Origin of the sequence: Caproicibacterium amylolyticum (genome assembly GCF_014467055.1) — a bacterium.
Lineage (GTDB): Bacteria > Bacillota > Clostridia > Oscillospirales > Acutalibacteraceae > Caproicibacterium > Caproicibacterium amylolyticum.
On the sequence record NZ_CP060696.1, the window covers coordinates 1,455,672 to 1,473,928 of the forward strand.

17 protein-coding genes are annotated in these 18,257 nt (G+C 43.8%); 5 read left to right on the plus strand and 12 right to left on the minus strand.

Going from position 1 to position 18,257, the window contains the following annotated elements:
• Positions 1 to 34: 34 nt before the first annotated feature.
• From H6X83_RS06980 to H6X83_RS07005, 6 genes are all read right to left on the minus strand, one after another.
• Positions 35 to 877, minus strand: coding sequence for a phosphatidate cytidylyltransferase (locus H6X83_RS06980; RefSeq protein WP_246419569.1), 843 nt, complete (start codon positions 875 to 877; stop codon positions 35 to 37).
• A gap of 2 nt (positions 878 to 879) precedes the next feature.
• Positions 880 to 1,614, minus strand: a complete 735-nt coding sequence (gene uppS / locus H6X83_RS06985; protein ID WP_212508398.1) for an undecaprenyl pyrophosphate synthase — start codon at positions 1,612 to 1,614, stop codon at positions 880 to 882.
• An 87-nt stretch (positions 1,615 to 1,701) separates the two neighbouring features.
• Complete coding sequence (gene frr, locus H6X83_RS06990) at positions 1,702 to 2,256, minus strand: ribosome recycling factor (protein WP_212508399.1); 555 nt, start codon at positions 2,254 to 2,256, stop codon at positions 1,702 to 1,704.
• A complete protein-coding gene (gene pyrH / locus H6X83_RS06995; RefSeq protein WP_212508400.1) occupies positions 2,253 to 2,972 on the minus strand; it encodes a UMP kinase in 720 nt (239 codons plus the stop codon). Before pyrH ends, frr begins: the two co-directional genes overlap by 4 nt.
• 159 nt (positions 2,973 to 3,131) lie before the next feature.
• A complete protein-coding gene (locus H6X83_RS07000; RefSeq protein WP_246419572.1) occupies positions 3,132 to 4,115 on the minus strand; it encodes a bile acid:sodium symporter family protein in 984 nt (327 codons plus the stop codon).
• A 106-nt stretch (positions 4,116 to 4,221) separates the two neighbouring features.
• Positions 4,222 to 5,862 carry an SH3 domain-containing protein gene (locus H6X83_RS07005; RefSeq protein WP_212508401.1) on the minus strand — a complete coding sequence of 547 codons (1,641 nt, stop codon included), beginning with the start codon at positions 5,860 to 5,862 and terminating at the stop codon, positions 4,222 to 4,224.
• 274 nt (positions 5,863 to 6,136) lie between these two features.
• Here H6X83_RS07005 and H6X83_RS07010 point away from each other — a divergent pair, with 274 nt between their 5' ends.
• Positions 6,137 to 6,553 (plus strand): sigma-70 family RNA polymerase sigma factor, encoded by a 417-nt coding sequence (locus H6X83_RS07010; protein WP_212508402.1) that lies wholly within the window; start codon positions 6,137 to 6,139, stop codon positions 6,551 to 6,553.
• Here H6X83_RS07010 and H6X83_RS07015 read toward each other — a convergent pair.
• Both H6X83_RS07015 and H6X83_RS07020 read right to left on the minus strand, forming a co-directional pair.
• Positions 6,477 to 6,881 carry a carboxymuconolactone decarboxylase family protein gene (locus tag H6X83_RS07015; RefSeq protein ID WP_212508403.1) on the minus strand — a complete coding sequence of 135 codons (405 nt, stop codon included), beginning with the start codon at positions 6,879 to 6,881 and terminating at the stop codon, positions 6,477 to 6,479. The two genes, H6X83_RS07010 and H6X83_RS07015, sit on opposite strands and share 77 nt — an antisense overlap.
• A gap of 102 nt (positions 6,882 to 6,983) precedes the next feature.
• Positions 6,984 to 7,469 (minus strand): helix-turn-helix transcriptional regulator, encoded by a 486-nt coding sequence (locus tag H6X83_RS07020; RefSeq protein WP_212508404.1) that lies wholly within the window; start codon positions 7,467 to 7,469, stop codon positions 6,984 to 6,986.
• A gap of 588 nt (positions 7,470 to 8,057) precedes the next feature.
• Between H6X83_RS07020 and mgrA the strand changes: the two genes are divergently transcribed.
• A complete protein-coding gene (mgrA, locus tag H6X83_RS07025) occupies positions 8,058 to 9,065 on the plus strand; it encodes an L-glyceraldehyde 3-phosphate reductase (RefSeq protein ID WP_212508405.1) in 1,008 nt (335 codons plus the stop codon).
• A 285-nt stretch (positions 9,066 to 9,350) separates the two neighbouring features.
• Here the strand turns inward: mgrA and H6X83_RS14575 are convergent, their stop codons facing one another.
• The 4 genes from H6X83_RS14575 to H6X83_RS07045 form a co-directional block, all read right to left on the minus strand.
• Entirely contained in the window at positions 9,351 to 10,922 is a 1,572-nt protein-coding gene (locus tag H6X83_RS14575; RefSeq protein ID WP_246419576.1) for a hypothetical protein, read from the minus strand.
• On the minus strand, positions 10,915 to 11,622 hold the full coding sequence (locus H6X83_RS07035) for an ABC transporter ATP-binding protein (protein ID WP_212508406.1): 708 nt from the start codon (positions 11,620 to 11,622) through the stop codon (positions 10,915 to 10,917). Before H6X83_RS07035 ends, H6X83_RS14575 begins: the two co-directional genes overlap by 8 nt.
• A gap of 216 nt (positions 11,623 to 11,838) precedes the next feature.
• Complete coding sequence (locus H6X83_RS07040; RefSeq protein ID WP_212508407.1) at positions 11,839 to 13,503, minus strand: alpha-glucosidase; 1,665 nt, start codon at positions 13,501 to 13,503, stop codon at positions 11,839 to 11,841.
• 82 nt (positions 13,504 to 13,585) lie between these two features.
• Positions 13,586 to 14,467: a helix-turn-helix domain-containing protein gene (locus tag H6X83_RS07045; RefSeq protein WP_212508408.1), complete on the minus strand. Its 882-nt coding sequence runs from the start codon at positions 14,465 to 14,467 to the stop codon at positions 13,586 to 13,588.
• A 367-nt stretch (positions 14,468 to 14,834) separates the two neighbouring features.
• Here H6X83_RS07045 and H6X83_RS07050 point away from each other — a divergent pair, with 367 nt between their 5' ends.
• The 3 genes from H6X83_RS07050 (at position 14,835) to pepT (ending at position 18,244) form a co-directional block, all read left to right on the plus strand.
• Positions 14,835 to 16,496: a recombinase family protein gene (locus tag H6X83_RS07050; RefSeq protein WP_246419579.1), complete on the plus strand. Its 1,662-nt coding sequence runs from the start codon at positions 14,835 to 14,837 to the stop codon at positions 16,494 to 16,496.
• A 7-nt stretch (positions 16,497 to 16,503) separates the two neighbouring features.
• Complete coding sequence (locus H6X83_RS07055; protein WP_212508410.1) at positions 16,504 to 16,845, plus strand: sigma-70 family RNA polymerase sigma factor; 342 nt, start codon at positions 16,504 to 16,506, stop codon at positions 16,843 to 16,845.
• A 181-nt stretch (positions 16,846 to 17,026) separates the two neighbouring features.
• Positions 17,027 to 18,244 (plus strand): peptidase T, encoded by a 1,218-nt coding sequence (gene pepT / locus H6X83_RS07060; RefSeq protein WP_212508411.1) that lies wholly within the window; start codon positions 17,027 to 17,029, stop codon positions 18,242 to 18,244.
• Positions 18,245 to 18,257 lie beyond the last annotated feature (13 nt).

The following is an 18,257-nucleotide window of genomic DNA, read 5'->3' on the forward strand; positions in this document are numbered from 1 at the left end:
CTTCTAACAACCTGATAAAGTGGAATTTTTCCGGTTAAGCATATACCATTGGAAAAATTCTAACGAAAAGGCACACAAACGGTGCAACAAAAATCACACTGTCGAAACGGTCCAGTATACCGCCATGCCCCGGAATCAATTCACTGAAATCTTTGATGTGGCAGCTCCGCTTGATAATGGAGAAACTGAGATCACCCAACATAGACAGCAACGCGCCGAACAGGCCGATTGCTGCCAGCACAAAGAAGTTGACATGAACTGTTTTATTCCAGTAAAAGTCCTGAAAAATCAGGCCGAAAAGCAGCATAATCAGAATATCTGCCACAATGCCACCGATGGCCCCCTCTACAGTCTTTTTCGGGCTGATGTTTGGGCACAGTTTATGTTTGCCAAATAAACTGCCAAAAATATACGCACCTGCATCCGCAACCCATGCAGAGAAAATGGCAACAATGACATGAAACATGCCATGGCTGCTGCCAAAGTCGCGCAGCAATACAAGCGCCTGCAGCGCAGTGGGAATCAGCAGCGACATGCTGTAAATAATTGCTACTTCCCGGAACGTAATGACCGAATGATACAAAATCATTGCACTGAACAGGACAACAGTATAAATGAACAAGCCCATCCCTTGTGCAAATAGACCAGTTAAAAACGGCAGAACAGCAGCTAAAATCATGCTTGGTACCATCAGCGCTATTTGCCGGGTCATTTGCAGTGCAGCGGTAATTTCCCACACAGCCATCACGCTGATCATAGCGATTACAATATTCAGTGCAGCCGGAAATCTGGCATTGCACAATACAACCGCAGCCATTAGGATCAGAATTGCAAGTGCTGAAGTCAGCCGTTCTTTAATTGAATTCAGTACCTTCATGATTAAATACCTCCAAATCTGCGGCTCCGATGCGCGAATTCCTTTAAAGCGCGATTCAAGTCGTTCGGTGTAAAATCAGGCCATAAAACATCCATGGGAAGAAACTCCGCATAAGCAGACTGCCACAGCAAAAAATTAGAGAGCCGTTCTTCCCCGCTAGGCCGTATAATCAAATCAACATCCGGCTGACCTGCAGTGTATAATTCATCTGCAATGGTTTGCTCTGAAATTTCCTCTGGCCGCAGTTTACCGGCTGCCACTTTTTCAGCAATTTGGCTGACAGCCCTAACCAGTTCCGCTCTGCCGCCGTAATTCATGGCAATATTCAGCACCATACCCTGCCTGTCTCTGCAAACTTCCTTTGTTTCTGCAATCAAACTCTGCAAAGTTGCCGGAAATCTTGAAGTATCACCGATAAAGTTCACTTTGATATCATCATTGCGGAAATCACGCAGGGAATCCTGAAGATACTGCTTGAACAGCACCATCAGGGCACCGACCTCCTCCGGGGGACGTGTCCAGTTTTCAGTAGAAAAAGCATAGACCGTCAGGTATCGAATACCAATCGTGCTGCAGTATCGGGCAATCTTTTTAAATACAGCGGCACCGGCGGTGTGACCGGCTGAACGCGGCATGCCGTGCTGCTTTGCCCAACGGCCGTTCCCATCCATAATAATGCCCAGATGTTTGGGCAGAAATTCCGGAGATAAGGCAATTCTCTGCGTAGCTTCTTTCATACAAACCCTCTATATGGTATTTGCTCCCTTGCCGGTACTGGAAAGGGAGCAAATAGTATTTCAATTTGAGCATGGGACTGCTGAATTTTACAGTTCCATAATTTCTTTTTTCTTTGTAGAGCAAAGCTCATCTGCTTCTTTGCAGTACTTATCTGTCAAATCCTGTGTTTTCTTTTCAGCCGTCTTCAGGTCATCTTCCGTAATATCACCGTCTTTTTTCATGACTTTCAGCTTATCCATGGCATCGCGGCGAATCGAGCGAACTGCCACCTTGCCTTCTTCTGCCATTTTGCTGATATCCTTTGCGATATCTTTACGGCGATCCTCTGTCAAAGCTGGGAATACCATGCGGATGATTTTTCCGTCAGACTGCGGATTAATACCAATATCTGAAGTCTGGATTGCCTTTTCAATCAGGCGGCAGACAGACGGATCCCACGGCTGAACAGTCAGTACGCGTGCTTCAGAAACAGCAACGGCAGCTAGCTGATTAATAGGTGTCGGAGCACCGTAGTAATCCACCATTACCTTATTCAAAACATTGGGATTTGCACGTCCAGCACGGATTTCAATATATTCTTCCTTTAAAACGCTGATAGTTTTCTGCATTTTGGACTCAGCAGTTTTCAAAACTTCTTTCATACAGTTGTATCCTCCTTAACGATTGTGCCAATGGACTGGCCGCAAATTACTCTTTCAATATTTTCGGGGTCATCCAGACTGAAAACGCAAATTGGAATGTGATTGTCACGGCACATGGAAGCAGCGGTGCTGTCCATAACCTTTAAATCTTTGTTTAGAACATCCATAAAAGAAAGTGTATCAAATTTCTTGGCATTCGGATTTACTTTCGGATCGGAATCGTAAACGCCATCTACCATAGTCGCCTTCAGAATAATATCGGCCTCAATTTCAGCAGCACGCAAAGAAGCGGCTGTGTCAGTTGAGAAAAACGGGTTGCCGGTTCCACAGGCAAAAACAACAACGCGCCCTTTTTCCAAATGACGCACAGCGCGGTTGCGAATATAAGGTTCTGCAACCTCCTGCATGCTGATGGCTGTTTGGACGCGAACCTGTACACCCAGCTGTTCCAGTGCATCTGCAACGCCGAGGGCATTAATGGCAGTAGCGAGCATACCCATGTGGTCAGCACGAGTACGATCCATTTGGCCGCTAGAACGGCCACGCCAGAAATTGCCGCCTCCAACAACGATGGCAATCTGCACACCCATCAAAGAGCAGGTCTTAATGGGACGGCAGATCCTCAGGACGGTATCAAAATCAATTCCATGGCCTTCATTTCCTGCCAGAGATTCTCCACTTAACTTCAGAAGAACGCGTTTATACTTTGGCTGCATTTGAAATACACTCCTAAAATCCAATTCAGTTTTTGCCGCAAATTAATTATCAGGTCTATTTTACAATATTTCTGTGAAATTTACAACCCCTGAAAGGTAAACTGCACAGCAGCTATACAAAATTCACATATGAAATCAGGCGAAAATTATACTTCCTGATCAAGCAGAAGCCTGACGGTTTTTGTCAGCGTCTTCCACCGCTTCACCAAACTTTTTCTTAATCAACAGACCATAAAGCGAAGCGAGTACCTGCTGAAACAGGGTCCCAATCATGACTGGAAACATTACTTCTGCAGGGAAATACGCACCGGCAAGCACTGCTCCGGCGCTGATGTTGCGCATACCGCTGTTGTAAGTCATGGAAATTAGCGTTTCGCGAGGTTGATGAAGCAGCTTTGCCGCAAGCCAGCCCCACAAATAGCCTGATGCAGCAATGCATAAAATGAGCAGCGCAACGCCGACCAATGTTGGTGTCAGATGCCTGATAAATGGCGCTACACGGCTGGAATTTCCGGAAACAACAAGGATTAAGGCTAACTTGCTGAATGGTGCCAAGGCAGGTTTTACAGTGGTGTTTGCTCTCCCGTGACTCAAATGATTGACTGCCATGCCGAGCACTGCAGGCACTGCAACCATAAAAGCCATATCTTTCATCATATCGACTGCATTGATTTGTACAGAAGTGCCGAGAAGAATCTGCAGACTGACCGGAACAAATATCGGGGCCAGCACAGTATCAATTAAGATGGTGGACAAAGTAAGGGCACCATTACCACGGTAAATAGATACCCACATAAAACTGACAATACCAGTTGGAACTACATACTCAAGTACAATTCCGGCAACCAGACTTTTGTCAAAGCCAAATGCAACACCGCCGATAAAACGCGCGAGGCACGGAATCCAAACATGCAGCAAAAGGAGTATCACAATCATTGGCAGCGGATGACGAAACACGCGTGCAACCTGCCGAAAATCCGAGCCAAGGCTGCCCTGAAAGGTCATAAAGGCAAACAGAATTGTAACAAATGGCAGGAAGTGGCCGGTTATCTGTGGAAAAAGTACGCCGAGTGCTAAACAGGATGGCGTAATAATGGGCATGAATCTTTCAATCGTTTTATTTGTTCTGTTAAGGAATTCCAAATTGTGTCACCTAAATCATTGTGGTTTTTATCATATTTTATGCATGAAAAGAGGGCTGCTGCAAAATATGCAGCAGCCCTCTTTGGCATTTCACACATGACTGCGATTAATATGTACGGAAAACACGGCCAGACGGAAATTGGCTAATATAATCTGCCAAAGTGTAGTTGTCGTATCCCGGATCATTGACCAAGAACATCGATGCGTCTAAAGAGGTCGGATTTCCTGAGGAATCCAGCGGAACATTTTTATAGCCCTTAATTACAACCCAATGCGGTGACTGTGAATTCGCGCCACCCACAATGACCGGCTTGTCCGCTTTTAACTGCTGAAACACCTTTGCAAGATTTGAATCGCTTACACCGGACATTTCAGTGTAATTTTCCGGCCAATAAAGGCCGCCCCCATCGGTAAACTGGCACTGCGTTTTAATATCATTTGGAGTTACGGTACTGCTGGTACGGTAACTTTCTGTCATTGCTACACAAGTAACCAGACAGCCAATTGTGCCAATCGTACCACCGTTGCTCCCACCAATATAAGTATTTGCCCATAAAGAATCCTTTTGTTTAAAGGAGGGCAAACCACTTAGCGTTTTGCTGGCACCAATGGTTTCTTCAGAATTTCCACTATTGCCGGCAACCAAATAATCGGAACTGCAATAACCCTTTACACCGTCAGTAGTCTGGATATGAGACCAACCGTTTGCGGCATCCAATACGGTCACAGACTGCCCATTTGAAAGTTGCCCGATTACTGTACTGCTTGTACTTGGTGCAGAGCGAAAATTCAATGTACCGCTGCTGACCTTCACAACGGCTGCTTGTGGTGTATCTGTTTTTGAATTGTTGTTTGCGGGTTTGGAACTATCGAGTTGGACGTAATCGCTGCAACAGTAGCCGGTCAGTCCTGCAGCAGTTTTAATTTTAACCCAGCCGCTGGCTACGTCCTCAAGGACAGTAACTTTTTCGCCATTTGAAAGCTGACCAATAATATTGCCGTTTGAATTAGGCTGGGCACGCAAATTTAATGAATCGCTGACCTTGATCGTTGCATTTCCTCCAACAGTTGTACCATTGGAATTATTTCCCTGCCCTGCAGAAGTTGCTGTAAAAACGCGATAGTTTTTCTTTCCTACCGTAACGTATACACCGGCTGAACCATTTTTCTTCCCTGTGAATTTAAAATAATAATTCGTTTTGCCATTTACAGTTTGCTTGCCGGCAGTCTGGGTAGAAAACACGGAACCGTCAGTGGTATAAAATGTGACATAATCATTCGTATTCTGCGGCGTTATCCGAAAAGTGTAAGAATTGCCGGAAGGAATGTTGACTGCCATTGTGGTGTCAGAGTCAAATGGCCGAGCTGTAATGTTCACAATGAACAGCTTACTGCTGGAATCATTGTTTGCATAAACCCCTACAGAGGAGTTCACACTGCCGAGTGCATAAATCGAATATGTAGAAGATCCGCTGTTAAAGGGCTTTTTCACGGATATTTCAAGTTTCTTGCTGTCGGCGGTATGAAAAGGCAGCGCGCTGCTGGACTGCAGGTTTACATCCAAAACAGTGGACTGTTCCATATTGATAGTTTGAATTGCTGCAGCGGGCAGTGTAATGGTTTTGCCATTCACTGTGCATGATACCCCACTGGCAGCCGCAACCGGAACAGCAGCAGAACCGATGATGAATGCCGCTGTAACCGCGGCTGCTGCAATTCGGCTGACTGGATAGTGCTTTTCTTTCATCAGCTGTACTCCTTTTCATTTTGAGAGTGCTTTGATAGAATTTGCAATATTCCGTTTACAATCATTACAAAATTGTAAGCATTGTTATTATAGCACACTCTTTTTGAAAATGCGACCCCATTTTATAAAAAATGTTGAAGTGCGGAAAGTTCATCTCAAATATGTTTAAGAAGGCGAAAGAAAAACCACCGTCACACACCCGTGGACTTGCAACAAAACTCCCTGTGTCAGCATAAAATATAAAATATTGTACTCTGAAAAAAGGAGAATGTATATGCTGGAATCACTTTTGTCCGGGCTGTTTTCTGGTTTGCTGTTTTTTATCCTGCATGTAACTGGCTCAGGATCTTTTCCACGTGCACTGACTGCAGCGCAGGAAAAGGACTGTCTGGAACGCCTTGCTAAGGGAGATGAAGATGCGCGGGATACGCTGATTGCACACAATCTAAGGCTGGTTGCACACATCATTAAAAAATACAGTTCTGGAAATACAGATCAGGAAGATTTAATCTCGATTGGCACAATCGGGCTGATTAAGGCAGTAAACACCTTTGATCAGAGCAAAGGCATCCGTCTTTCCAGCTACGCTGCCAGATGTATTGAAAATGCAATCCTCACTCGACGGCAGAAACAGGCTTCTCCCCTGCCCTTATTGCAAGTTCTGCTGCTTTTTCCTCAGCAGCATGGATAGCTTCCACACCGGCTTTGCACAAGACATTGATGCCCTTTACAATCGTTACAATTACAAATGCTTCGGTCAGTTCCTGTACAGTCATGCCTGCTTCCACCGCCGCGGTAGCATGCGACCTGGCACCGCTGACCTCATTGTCCAAGCTGTCCAGAATCATAAAAATCAGTTCGCGTGTTTTAGCGGGAAGATGCCCCTGCTGTACGGACTCTCGCATGGTTAAGTAACCTTTTAATCCATCCGGAGCATATTTTGACAGTGCTTGTGCAAATGGCGGATCCCATTTTAAAACATTTTTATAGTAGTCTAACATTTTTTCGCAGTCATCCATATTTTGTTTGCCTCCAAGTTATAAAAATATCGTCATTTCAGAATGAACAACCGCAATTATAGGCTCATGTTTTCACCAAGTCAAGGCTCGTATAAGTGCACTTCACCGTTTTGCAAACTGCCGCGGTGTCATACCTGTTTTTTTATGAAATACCCGGCTAAAGTAATACTCATCCCGAAAACCAGTCTGTACAGCGATTTCAAACAGCTTTTTGTTGCCTGCCATCAGCATGTCCTTTGCATGGTTCAGCCGGATGGAACATAGGTAATCAAAGATTGTAATACCGGTGTTCGCTTTAAAAATGCGGTTGAGATAGTCGAAATTCATGCCAAACTGTTCGCTGATACTTTCGCTGGTCAGGTGATTCGCATATTCATGATGGATAAAGTCAAGAATTTCCTGTACTTTTTGTGCTGTCATGTTCTTGTGGGTGGGAATGACCGTTTCAGAAATATCAGTCGAGATGGCAGATAAAATTTCCAGCAGCCTGCAGGAACATAGAATTTTATACTGCTCCAGATGCATATTGGAAGCCTGAACGGCTTCTGTAAGCAAATTTGTCACTTTTAAATAAGTTGCTTTGCTCATATGAAAATCCTGACACAAAATAAATTTAGCTCGGTTATATAAGTCTTTTAAAAATGGGTCACAGCTATAAAAAAGATTGCGGTTTTGCTGAATAATAGCTTCTATCTCCAATTTGTTGCTACAGTCAAATTCTGTAATGGGAATATCAGTAAAATGAATGCAGCAGTACTCACATCCTTTTTCCAGTGTTGCTGAGTAAGATATATCTGGTTTTAAAAAGAAACCACTTTCTGCAGCAATCGTACAAGATCCCGCACTTGCTGCATGTAACTGCAGGTTTAAACTTCCGGAATCTACAAATACCAAAATACATTCGCTGCTGATTCTTTCAAATTCTACTGTTTTATCGAAAATTTTCACACGGTTCATGTAACTGACTTTTGGCAGACAATTTGTGTTCACAGCATAATACAAAACCTTATCCTCTTTCTGGTTTCATTCATCAATTTTCTGTAATTATAATTTAGTTATTGAAAAAAATCAAATTGGTCGCTAAAGTACAAATACTAAAAAGTTTATTGCATTTACACAAGTTCAGATTACATGTATACTCACAACAGAAAAACAAATAGAAAGGAAGTCAAGAACATGGAACTAAAAACACGATATATGGCAAAAGATACACGTTATGATGAAATGGCCTACTTCCGATGTGGAAACAGCGGACTGAAGCTGCCTGCGGTTTCTCTTGGTCTATGGCACAATTTCGGCAGCAAAGATAATTTTGACAATATGCGGGAAATGTGCTTTACTGCATTTGACAACGGCATTACGCATTTTGACCTTGCGAACAATTACGGCCCGGTGTATGGCAGTGCAGAGGAAAACTTCGGCAGGATCCTGAATCAGGATTTAAAAGCTTACCGCGATGAAATAATTGTCAGCACAAAAGCTGGATTTGATATGTGGAAAGGTCCTTACGGAGACGGCGGCAGCCGAAAATATTTGTTGGCAAGCCTTGACCAGAGTCTCAAACGATTGGGGCTTGACTATGTGGATATTTTTTATCACCACCGTATGGATCCGGAAACGCCACTGGAAGAAAGCATGATGGCACTGAACACTGCTGTAAAAAGCGGCAAGGCGCTGTATGCCGGTATTTCCAACTATGATGCGGAAACAACAAAAAAGGCTATGGATATTTTGACTGACTTAAAATGCCCGTTTATTATTAACCAGAGTCGATACAACATTTTTGACCGTACAATCGAGAAAAACGGTTTGAAACATTTCGCGGCACAGAACGGCTGTGGAATCATCGTTTTCAGTCCACTGGCCCAGGGTATGCTGACGAACAAATATCTGCATGGTATTCCGGCTGACAGCCGTATTGCCAGAGACGGCAGATTCTTGAAAGCATCTGATTTAACAGAAGAACGCTTGAAACAAATTCGCGAACTGAATGAGATTGCTCAAAATCGTGGACAAACACTTGCGCAGATGGCACTTTCATGGATCCTGCGCGACGGTGAAGTGACCAGTGTGCTGATTGGTGCTTCAAAGCCGCAGCAGATTGTGGAAAATCTCGGTATCATTCATAAAACACACTTTACAAAAGAAGAATTGGCAGATATTGAATGCGTTTCCGGCAAATAATAAACACAAAAGAAAAAAGGTGGTTCGGTAACCGCAAAATAGATAAAATCTGTCTGCTATCGATGCCATAGAAAATTTTGGGAGCAAAAATATCAGGCATTAGTGAGGCCATGAAAACTTCCAACAGCATCATGCAGGGAGCCAGCAGTGCACCAACCAGTGCTGTGCCGTGTAAAATGTTTCGTATTAAGCAAACGTTTGTCCTGCTTCTTCGCCTCGGAAAATCCTCCTAATGTAAGTATAAAAGAAAAGCCGATGCATTTTTTGAATGCATTGGCTTTTCTTTTATGGTCTTAGTTTAAAGGTTTTCGGTGCCAGCCGATAAGCCAGAATCAGCGCAATCATTACATAAAGTATGCTGAATATCGTTATTACCGTACCAAAAATCAAAGTTGGTATTTGCTTTCCAATCGCAATATAGCAGACCAAATAAGTTAAGCCGCTGATAACGGCATAGGTACTGTTTTTCATTTCAATATTTACATTGTAAGGCTGGAGCAGATAATACAAAACCATATAATGAACTGAAAAAAATATAGACATGGCAATAATAGAGATGAATAGCAGAAAATAGTTTAGCGGTGTGTCTGTTCCGCCTGAGCAGAATAAAATCAGTGGCAGCCCTGCTGCAATCACCACCGCAGGCAGTAAATTGATTTTAATAACCGATTTCAGGCGTTCTGTAAACAATCCCAAGATCACTTTTGGCTGCCGATAAAACCGATATGCCAGCATACTGTGGTCACAGTTCATAAACATTGCTTTTGTAACGACCTGTCCGCGATTAATTAAGTACATAACAAAAAGAAAATATGGCAAGAATGTCAGTGTCAATTCATTTAAACTCGTTTTCGCATCTTTGTTCACAGCACATAAGACCAACAAAAGAACAACCACACAGGCACTGATAAGCGTGATACGCTTTGCAGATTTCATTAAAATCCTGCGGTGACGCTTCATAAACAGCTCATTGAAGTACTGATATCCTTCCCCTCTGCTGGTTACACCGTCGGTCAAATCAATTTTCTTCTGCATAGCAGTTTGCTGTAAATTTCCCGTATTTGCAACTGCCATAACCGTATTTTCTGTCAGCAAATCTTTGTAAACACCACGGTAGTTTTCAAAAATGACGATGTACCGGCCGGCAAAAACAGCAGCAATTGTGGCTGCTGCTGTGAAAAGGGCAAACACAATACCGTTCAATGCAATGCCGAAAATTGGCGGCAGGTAGGCGGCAGCAAGCAGTCCGCCTACTATTGCCCAAATAACCGGATCCGGCAGATTTTCGTTGGCAGCTTTACCCTTGTGCGCGTAATTTTTCAGGAGCAGTGCACCACAAATCAACTTGACAGCAATTACATAGACGGGCGTCAGAAGGCACAATCCAAGCGGAACGCCGGCTGCTAGGCCAAAGAGAATAGTGAACGGCAGAAAGCCGACCAGCATTTTCAACAGAAAATAACAGTAGTTAGAAAGTGTGTAAGCCTTAGCGTCCATGCGCATTAAAACCAACGCATAATATTTGTCTTTTGTAGGTTCAAACATATGCGTATTCAGCACACCGCCCACAAGTGTCAGAAACAAAAACAGGTGCAGCATGGTGTCAGGCTTTGGCGACTTCATAAAAGAAAGTACCGAAAAAATCATAGCGGCAAGGTAAATGAGTTTTCCTAAAAATACAGAAACAAACTCCACAATGCCGCTGATAACGCCTGCAAAAATTTTTAGCCCATAGCAGGAATAAAGCGAATCCGGCAGCAGTTTCTTTAATATGGGAAATTGCTTGAGAGAATATAGGATACTGTTCGTACGGTATGTGTTTTTTAGACGAAAAGAGATTTTAAATGCTTCAAACATCTTCTTCTCCTTTCAGTGCAGCGATGATTTTATCTTTAAACTCTGTATTATCCAGATTTTCTTTCTGAATTTCCTCCAAAACGCCTTGATTCAGAATTACAATTTCATCGCATAGATCCAAAGCCAGTTCCATAATGTGCGTGGAAAAAATAATAATGTGGTCTTTTTTAATTTGCCGCAGCAGCAGCTTCATTTCGTCTGCAACCACCACATCAAATGAAGTGAGCGGTTCATCCAGAAGCAGGATAGCAGGATTGGCAATGAAATTCACCAGCATCTGCATTTTATTTTTCATGCCATGCGAATAGTCTTTCAACAGTTTGTCACGGTCATCTTTCGCAATCTTCATCAGGTCGAAGTAGTCATCCAGTGATTTTTTGTTTGGAATTCTTTTGGAGTTAATGTCCGTAAAGAATTTTAAGAATTCTCTGCCCGTTAAAAACTCTGGAACAACGGGTGTGGAAAGTACATAACCGATATCTTCAGCCTGTACAGTACGTTCATTACCGTTTTCCTCAATGAAAAAAGAACCGCCGTCCGGCTTTAAATCTTCATTTATACAATTAAAAAAAGTTGTTTTGCCTGCGCCATTTCGCCCCAGCAGACCATAGATCTTTCCTCTTTCAAAGGTAAAACTAACCCTTTTCAAAACTTCTTTATTGTCAAAATTCTTTTTTAAATCCCGAATAATTAGTTGCATTTTATAAATCCTTCCACATTCTTCCCGGCTTTCCGGTGCCTCTCTTTTTGCTGTTTCCTCTGCTAAATCGCAATTACAGTATGGAATTTAACAAGTAAAATTCACATAACTTTACTATGATAACAAAATAACCGGTGATTATCAAGAACCAAAAAGGCAAAAAATTCCCGGCCGACTAGTAAAAATCGTCAGCCAGGAATTTTAGATTTGCAAAGATTAAAAAGCGATAACGGCACTGCTGCAGGACGGCAGAAGCAGATTTGTACCGATGGATTTAACTGCTTCCATATTTTTCAGCAAAAGTTCTTCTGCCGGTGCAATCAAAGGAAGTGTTACAGAATCCACCCCAAAGTTTGCGGCTACCAGAACACAGGTGTCCCCCACTTTGCGGTAGTACGCAAATACAGATGGCTGGTCCTGATAAGCTGGTGCAAAGCGTCCTTCTGTAAAGACCTCTTTCCAGCGGTCAGATTTGTGCAGGGCAATCAGCCGACGGTAATAATTCAGTACAGAGTCCGCTCTGCCAGTCTGCTCTGCCACATTGATTTCTGTATAGTTTGGATTCACTTTCAGCCACGGTTTGCCGGAAGTAAAACCGGAATTTACGCTGCTGCACCACTGCATAGGGGTACGTGCATTGTCACGGCTCTTGTGGAAGCAGGCGTTTAAAGCATCTTCAGCAGATACGCCGTCTGCCAATGCTGCAGTATATTGATTTTTTGTACCAATGTCATCGTAGTCCTCGATGGAACCCATTGGACAGTTTCGCATGCCGATTTCCTGACCCTGATACAGGAACGGGATACCCCGCAGCAGCAGGTTTACCGTTGCCAGCATTTTTACGCCCGCTTCATTTTGTGCGTAATCCGGGAGGAAGCGGCTGGCGCCTCGCGGTTCGTCGTGATTTTCAATGATATTGGCAAGGAAGCAGATGTCCTGACACTTCAGTTGTGAAGCAAAGACTGCGTTCCGCAGAGCATGAAAATCGACCGGACTGGTGTCCAGCCATGTACGATTTCCGGCTACACACTCTGCAGAAAAGTCGAACATCGTGGAGAAATGGCCGCTTTCACCGACAAATTCCCGCAGCTCATCTTCTTTCATATTAAATACTTCTGCAACTGTGAAAGCATCCTGCTTCGCAAAAGTATGTTCTTTAAGTTCTTCCAGCAGTTCCCCTACTCCGCTGACTTCGTCAATCATTTTGGATACGGCAGCAAGTCCATCATTGCCGTCCGGCGGAAAACTAGGAAAAGCCGTGTCTTTTTTTATATTGATAATTGCATCTATACGGAACCCGGCAACGCCTTTATTAAGCCACCAATTTACCATATCATAAATTTTTTGCTTAACAGTTGGATTTTCCCAATTTAGATCTGGTTGTTCTTTTGCGAACATATGCAGATAATACTTATCCGTACCGGGAATCGGCTCCCATGCACTGCCGCCAAAGTAAGAGCGGTAGTTGCTTGGCGGATTTCCGTTTTTGCCTTTTACAAAGTAAAAGTAATCCGCATATTTCCCGTCTGGTTCGGCCAGTGCTTTCTGAAACCACTCATGCTTATCAGAGCAGTGGTTGACAACCAGATCCATAATTAGGTACATTCCGCGCTTTTTGGTTTCTTCCAGCAGTTCGTCAAAGTCTTCCATTGTGCCAAACTCCGGCGCAATCTTGTAGTAATCGGAAATATCATAGCCCTCGTCAACAAACGGCGAAGCGTAAATTGGGGAAAGCCAGAGGATATCAATGCCAAGTTCCTTTAAATAGTCCAGCTTATTGATAATGCCACGCAAATCGCCAATGCCGTCTCCGTTTGTGTCGCAAAAGCTTTTCGGATAAATCTGATATGCTACTTTATCATGCCACCACTTTTTTTCCATGTGTTACAACCCCTTTCTGTGATAATTACAGTATACCCGTACAGAAAGCGACTTTCTTCCGCAATCTTGAGAAAAAGTTACGCTATTTTGACCTCTTTGCCTGCTTGCGAAAAGCGGAGGGCGGCATTCCCGCCATATCTTGAAAGCGCTTAATGAAGTAACCAATGTTTTCATATCCGCAGCAGGCAGCGATATCAATGACTTTGCTGTCCGTTTCCAGTAGAAGCTGTTTAGCATGCTCAACGCGTATTGTGTTGAGATAGGCAGTCAGTGTGCAGCCGGTCATTTTGCGAAAATAGCGGCAGAAATACTGCGGATTCATTCCGGCGATTTTTGCGGCATCCTCTACGGTGATTTTTTGTGAATAGGAACCACGCAAAAAGGTCAAAACCTTTTTAATTGTTTCAATCTGATACGTGTCGTTTTTCTTTGGCCGTGATTCCTGCTGAAAGCAGTTCTGTTCGTAAAGGCAGGCGATCATTTGATAAAGTCCGGCCTTTACCTGTAAACATGCGCCAATGCCCTCTTTTTCTGATGCGTACAGTGCATGGAGATATGCGGCAGCCAGCTGATTCCACACAGGGCTGTTTGCCTGAACCAAGCGCGGGAACTGAATTTGATTTTCAATCAGCGGATGAATAATTTTATACTGGACTGCATCAAAATTTTCAAAGCTCAGCATTTTCAGATCAAAAACGAAAGCACTTTCGCGCAGTCCCCGTACCAGCCGGAGAGAATGAATTTCTTCCGGCATGAGAAACAGCATCGCCGGTGCTTCCACTCTGTATGTCTGCATATTTACGTTCATCTCAAAAGCGCCTTCATGCAAAAAAATAATTTCTGCTTCATTGTGCCAGTGCAGCGTTACATCCAGTCGGTTTTCTCCATTCCACCGGTAGCTGGCAAACGGAAAGCTGACAGTTCCGTGCGGTGTCTGCTCTTTTAGAGACTGTTTGTTTTCCATTATGGCTCTTTCTGCCGCAAAGGCGGCAATATCTTTTTTTATATTCTAATAAAAGAAAAGTGTCAAGTCAAGAATGCATAACGGACAATCCGGTATACATAAAACTTTTATGAAGGAAAGGAGGAAACAGCGCTGGTACATATCCATATACACAAACCGGTAGATTTAAAAGCTGCACAGGAACTGCAAAAGAAAGCCGCGATGTTGCATGCACACGCGGCGGCAGCATATCTGCAAAGGCAAAAGTGGACGGACACGCAAAAAGAACAGATATGGAATGCTCTTGCTGAAAAAGCAAAACAGTAAAAGAAAAACCGGCGCCCTTTTGCTGCCGGCTTTTCTTTTACGGAAAGGTGGATTGGCAAAGGTGCCTGTGGAAATTGCGGTTTATTCGCGAAAATCCCGTTTTACCGGAAAAGGCGAAAGTATCGAAAACCAAATAGGGCTTTGCCGCCAATATATCCAACTGCATTTCGGTGATAACGTGCGTCTGCACATTTACGAAGACGAAGGATATTCTGGTGGAAATACTGACCGCCCGATGTTTAAGCAAATGATCAGGGATGCCAAAAATAAAGTCTTTGCGATTTTGGTTTGTTATCGCCTGGATCGTATCAGCCGCAGCGTAGGAGATTTTGCAGAATTAATAAAAGAGTTGGAACAACTGCAGATTCAATTTGTATCTATCAGGGAGCAGTTCGACACCTCTTCCCCTATGGGCCGAGCCATGATGTATATTTCATCTGTGTTCTCACAGCTGGAGCGCGAAACCACTGCGGAGCGGATTCGTGACAATATGCATGAACTAGCAAAAACCGGCCGCTGGCTTGGCGGCACAACCCCCACCGGATACTGTTCCAAAGCTGTTGCAAAAGTAACGGTTGATGGAAAGACCCGGCAGGCATATAAACTGGAAATTGTGCCAGCAGAAGCTGAAATCGTGTGCAGTATTTTTCGGGACTTTTTGCAAACCGGCTCTCTTGTTCAGGTAACGGAAAATTTAAAACAATACGGCGCAGTAACTAAAAATCAAAAGGAATTTACGCGTTTTGCCGTGCGAAACATTTTGCAAAATCCAGTATATATGACAGCGGACCAAGATGCTTATTCCTATTTCAGAGAAAACGCTGTGGAAATCTACGCCGAAAAAGAAGACTTTAACGGAAAATTCGCAATTATGGCCTACAATAAAACACTCCAAAAACACGGCCGGCACCCCATGCTGCGGAATATGCAGGAATGGATTGTTGCACTCGGCAAACACCAGGGATTAATTTCCGGCACAGACTGGGTGCGTGTACAAAACATTTTAAAAAGTAATTGTTCTAAAACTTATCGAAAGCCAAAGAGCAATATTGCTCTTTTGAGCAGTCTGCTGCATTGTGCCGTCTGCAAAAGCTATATGCGGCCAAAATCGGCAGGCGTTCGCACAAAAGATGGTCTCATTCATTTCTATTATGTTTGCCGTGAAAAAGAAAAAAGCAAACGGCAGAGCTGCAGCTGTGCAAATGCAGACGGCAGTCAGTTAGACGCGTCTGTATGCGAAGCAGTCCTGAATATTACAGAAGACTACGAAATCTTTCTCAGCACGTTGAAAAGCTGCTGTAGCCTCTGGAAAAGCGGTGGTAACAATCCGCACAAGACACTGCAAAGTACAGAAAAGGCAATTCAGACGCTGATTTGTTCTTTGCAGGCTACTAATGGGTCCGCTGCAGAACCGCATATTTTAGAGCAGATTGTAAAGCTGGACAGTCAGGTAAAAAAACTGCGCAGCCAAATATTGCAAGAGGAGCAGAACAAAACAACAGTAAAGTTTTCAAATTCTGAGCTGCAGACTATATGTGATAAACTTTACAGTTTCCCTGCTTTATTTGAAGAAATGAATGTGGCAGAAAAAAGAGAAATTTTGCGTTCACTTATAAATTATATTGATTGGGACGGAAAAACAGCCAATGTGTGGATGCACGGAGTTTTTCCTGTACAGGTGACCACTGCGGCTTCATTGCCGCTGCGTGAGGATAGTAAATGAAATACTCATGTACTTCCGCAGTACCAAAAAATCGGCGCAGGATGTCTCTATGAATGAGCCAATTGACAGCGACAAGGACGGCAGTGCCTTAACTTTAATGGATGTTCTGGCTACAGAGGATAATATTTTTGACAATCTTGACCGAAAGATCAAGTGTGAGCAGCTCTATACATATTTAAGGAAGCTCTCCCCCCGCGAACAGACAATTTTAGTGCTTCGATATGGGCTGAGCGGAGGTGAACCTCAAACCCAGCGGGAAGTTGCCCAGTCACTTGGCATTTCACGCAGCTATGTTTCCCGCATTGAAAAAAAAGCACTGGAAACGCTGCACAAGCATTTTGAGCAATGACGATATTCTACTGTAAAACCGCACAGACGTTAAAAGCCAGCAGGCAGCTCTCACACCAATACTGGCGAGAGCTGCCTGCTGGTTTGCAACAATTTTGAAAAGCTCTGTTGCTTGCGTCCACGGACGAAACAGCGTATACTAAAAAGCAGTTGTAAAATCTGACTGAAAGAAGGAGAATTAAATGAAAGCAGCACATCGACTTTTAAAGTATATAAAGGTGTGTACAACGTCGGATGAAAATTCCACTTCTGTACCATCCGCACAGCGTGAATTTGACCTTGCCAATCAGCTGGCAGAGGAAATGCGTAATATTGGGATAACGGACGTGCGTGTGACAGATACCTGCTACGTTTACGGTGAGATTCCGGCTACAGCGGGTAAAGAGCAGATACCGGCATTAGGATTTATTTCTCACATGGACACCGCTCCGGATTTTAACGGTGAGGCCGTCAATCCACAGATTATCGAAAATTATGACGGTGAAAATGTGGAACTTGGTACGAGTGGCCGGGTACTTTCTCCCAGAGAATTCCCGCATCTTGCGCAGTTACGAGGAAAGACGCTAATTACAACAGACGGCACTACTTTGCTGGGTGCTGACGACAAGGCCGGTATTGCAGAAATCCTGACTGCATGTGAAACCATTCTGCAAAAAAATATGCCACATGGCCGTATTCGCATTGGTTTTACACCGGACGAAGAAGTTGGCAGCGGTGCCGATCATTTTGATGTTCCCGGCTTTGGCGCCGACTTTGCCTACACGGTTGACGGTGGGGATTCCAGCGAAATCAGTTATGAGAATTTCAACGCTGCCGGTGCTAAACTCACTTTTTCAGGGTTTAATGTGCATCCCGGTGACGCAAAGGATACTATGAAAAATGCTTCCCTGATTGCTATGGAAGCCAACGCCATGCTTCCGGCTGCGGAAACACCTGCACACACACAGGGGCGAGAGGGGTTTTTCCATTTGTGTAATATGAGCGGAAATATTGAAGAAGCAAAACTGGAATATATTATCCGCGACCATTCCAAGGAGCATTTTGAAATTCGAAAGGACATGCTGCACAAAATTGCAGATATCCTGAATGAGAAGTACGGAAAAGATACTGTTCAGTTAGAAATCAAAGACCAGTATGAAAATATGCTGCAATATATTAAACCTTATCCGCAGCTTATTGAAAATGCGCGCAAGGCCATGACTGCTTTGGGTGTTGCACCCTGTGAACTGCCGATTCGCGGCGGTACAGACGGTGCGAAACTAAGCGTCAGCGGACTTCCCTGCCCTAACCTTGGTACCGGCGGCCATGCTTTTCACGGTCCTTATGAGCATATTGCCGCAGAAGATATGGATTTAAGCACCGAAATTATTGTTGGAATTATTGAACAGTTTGCAAAATAATAAGAAACATAAA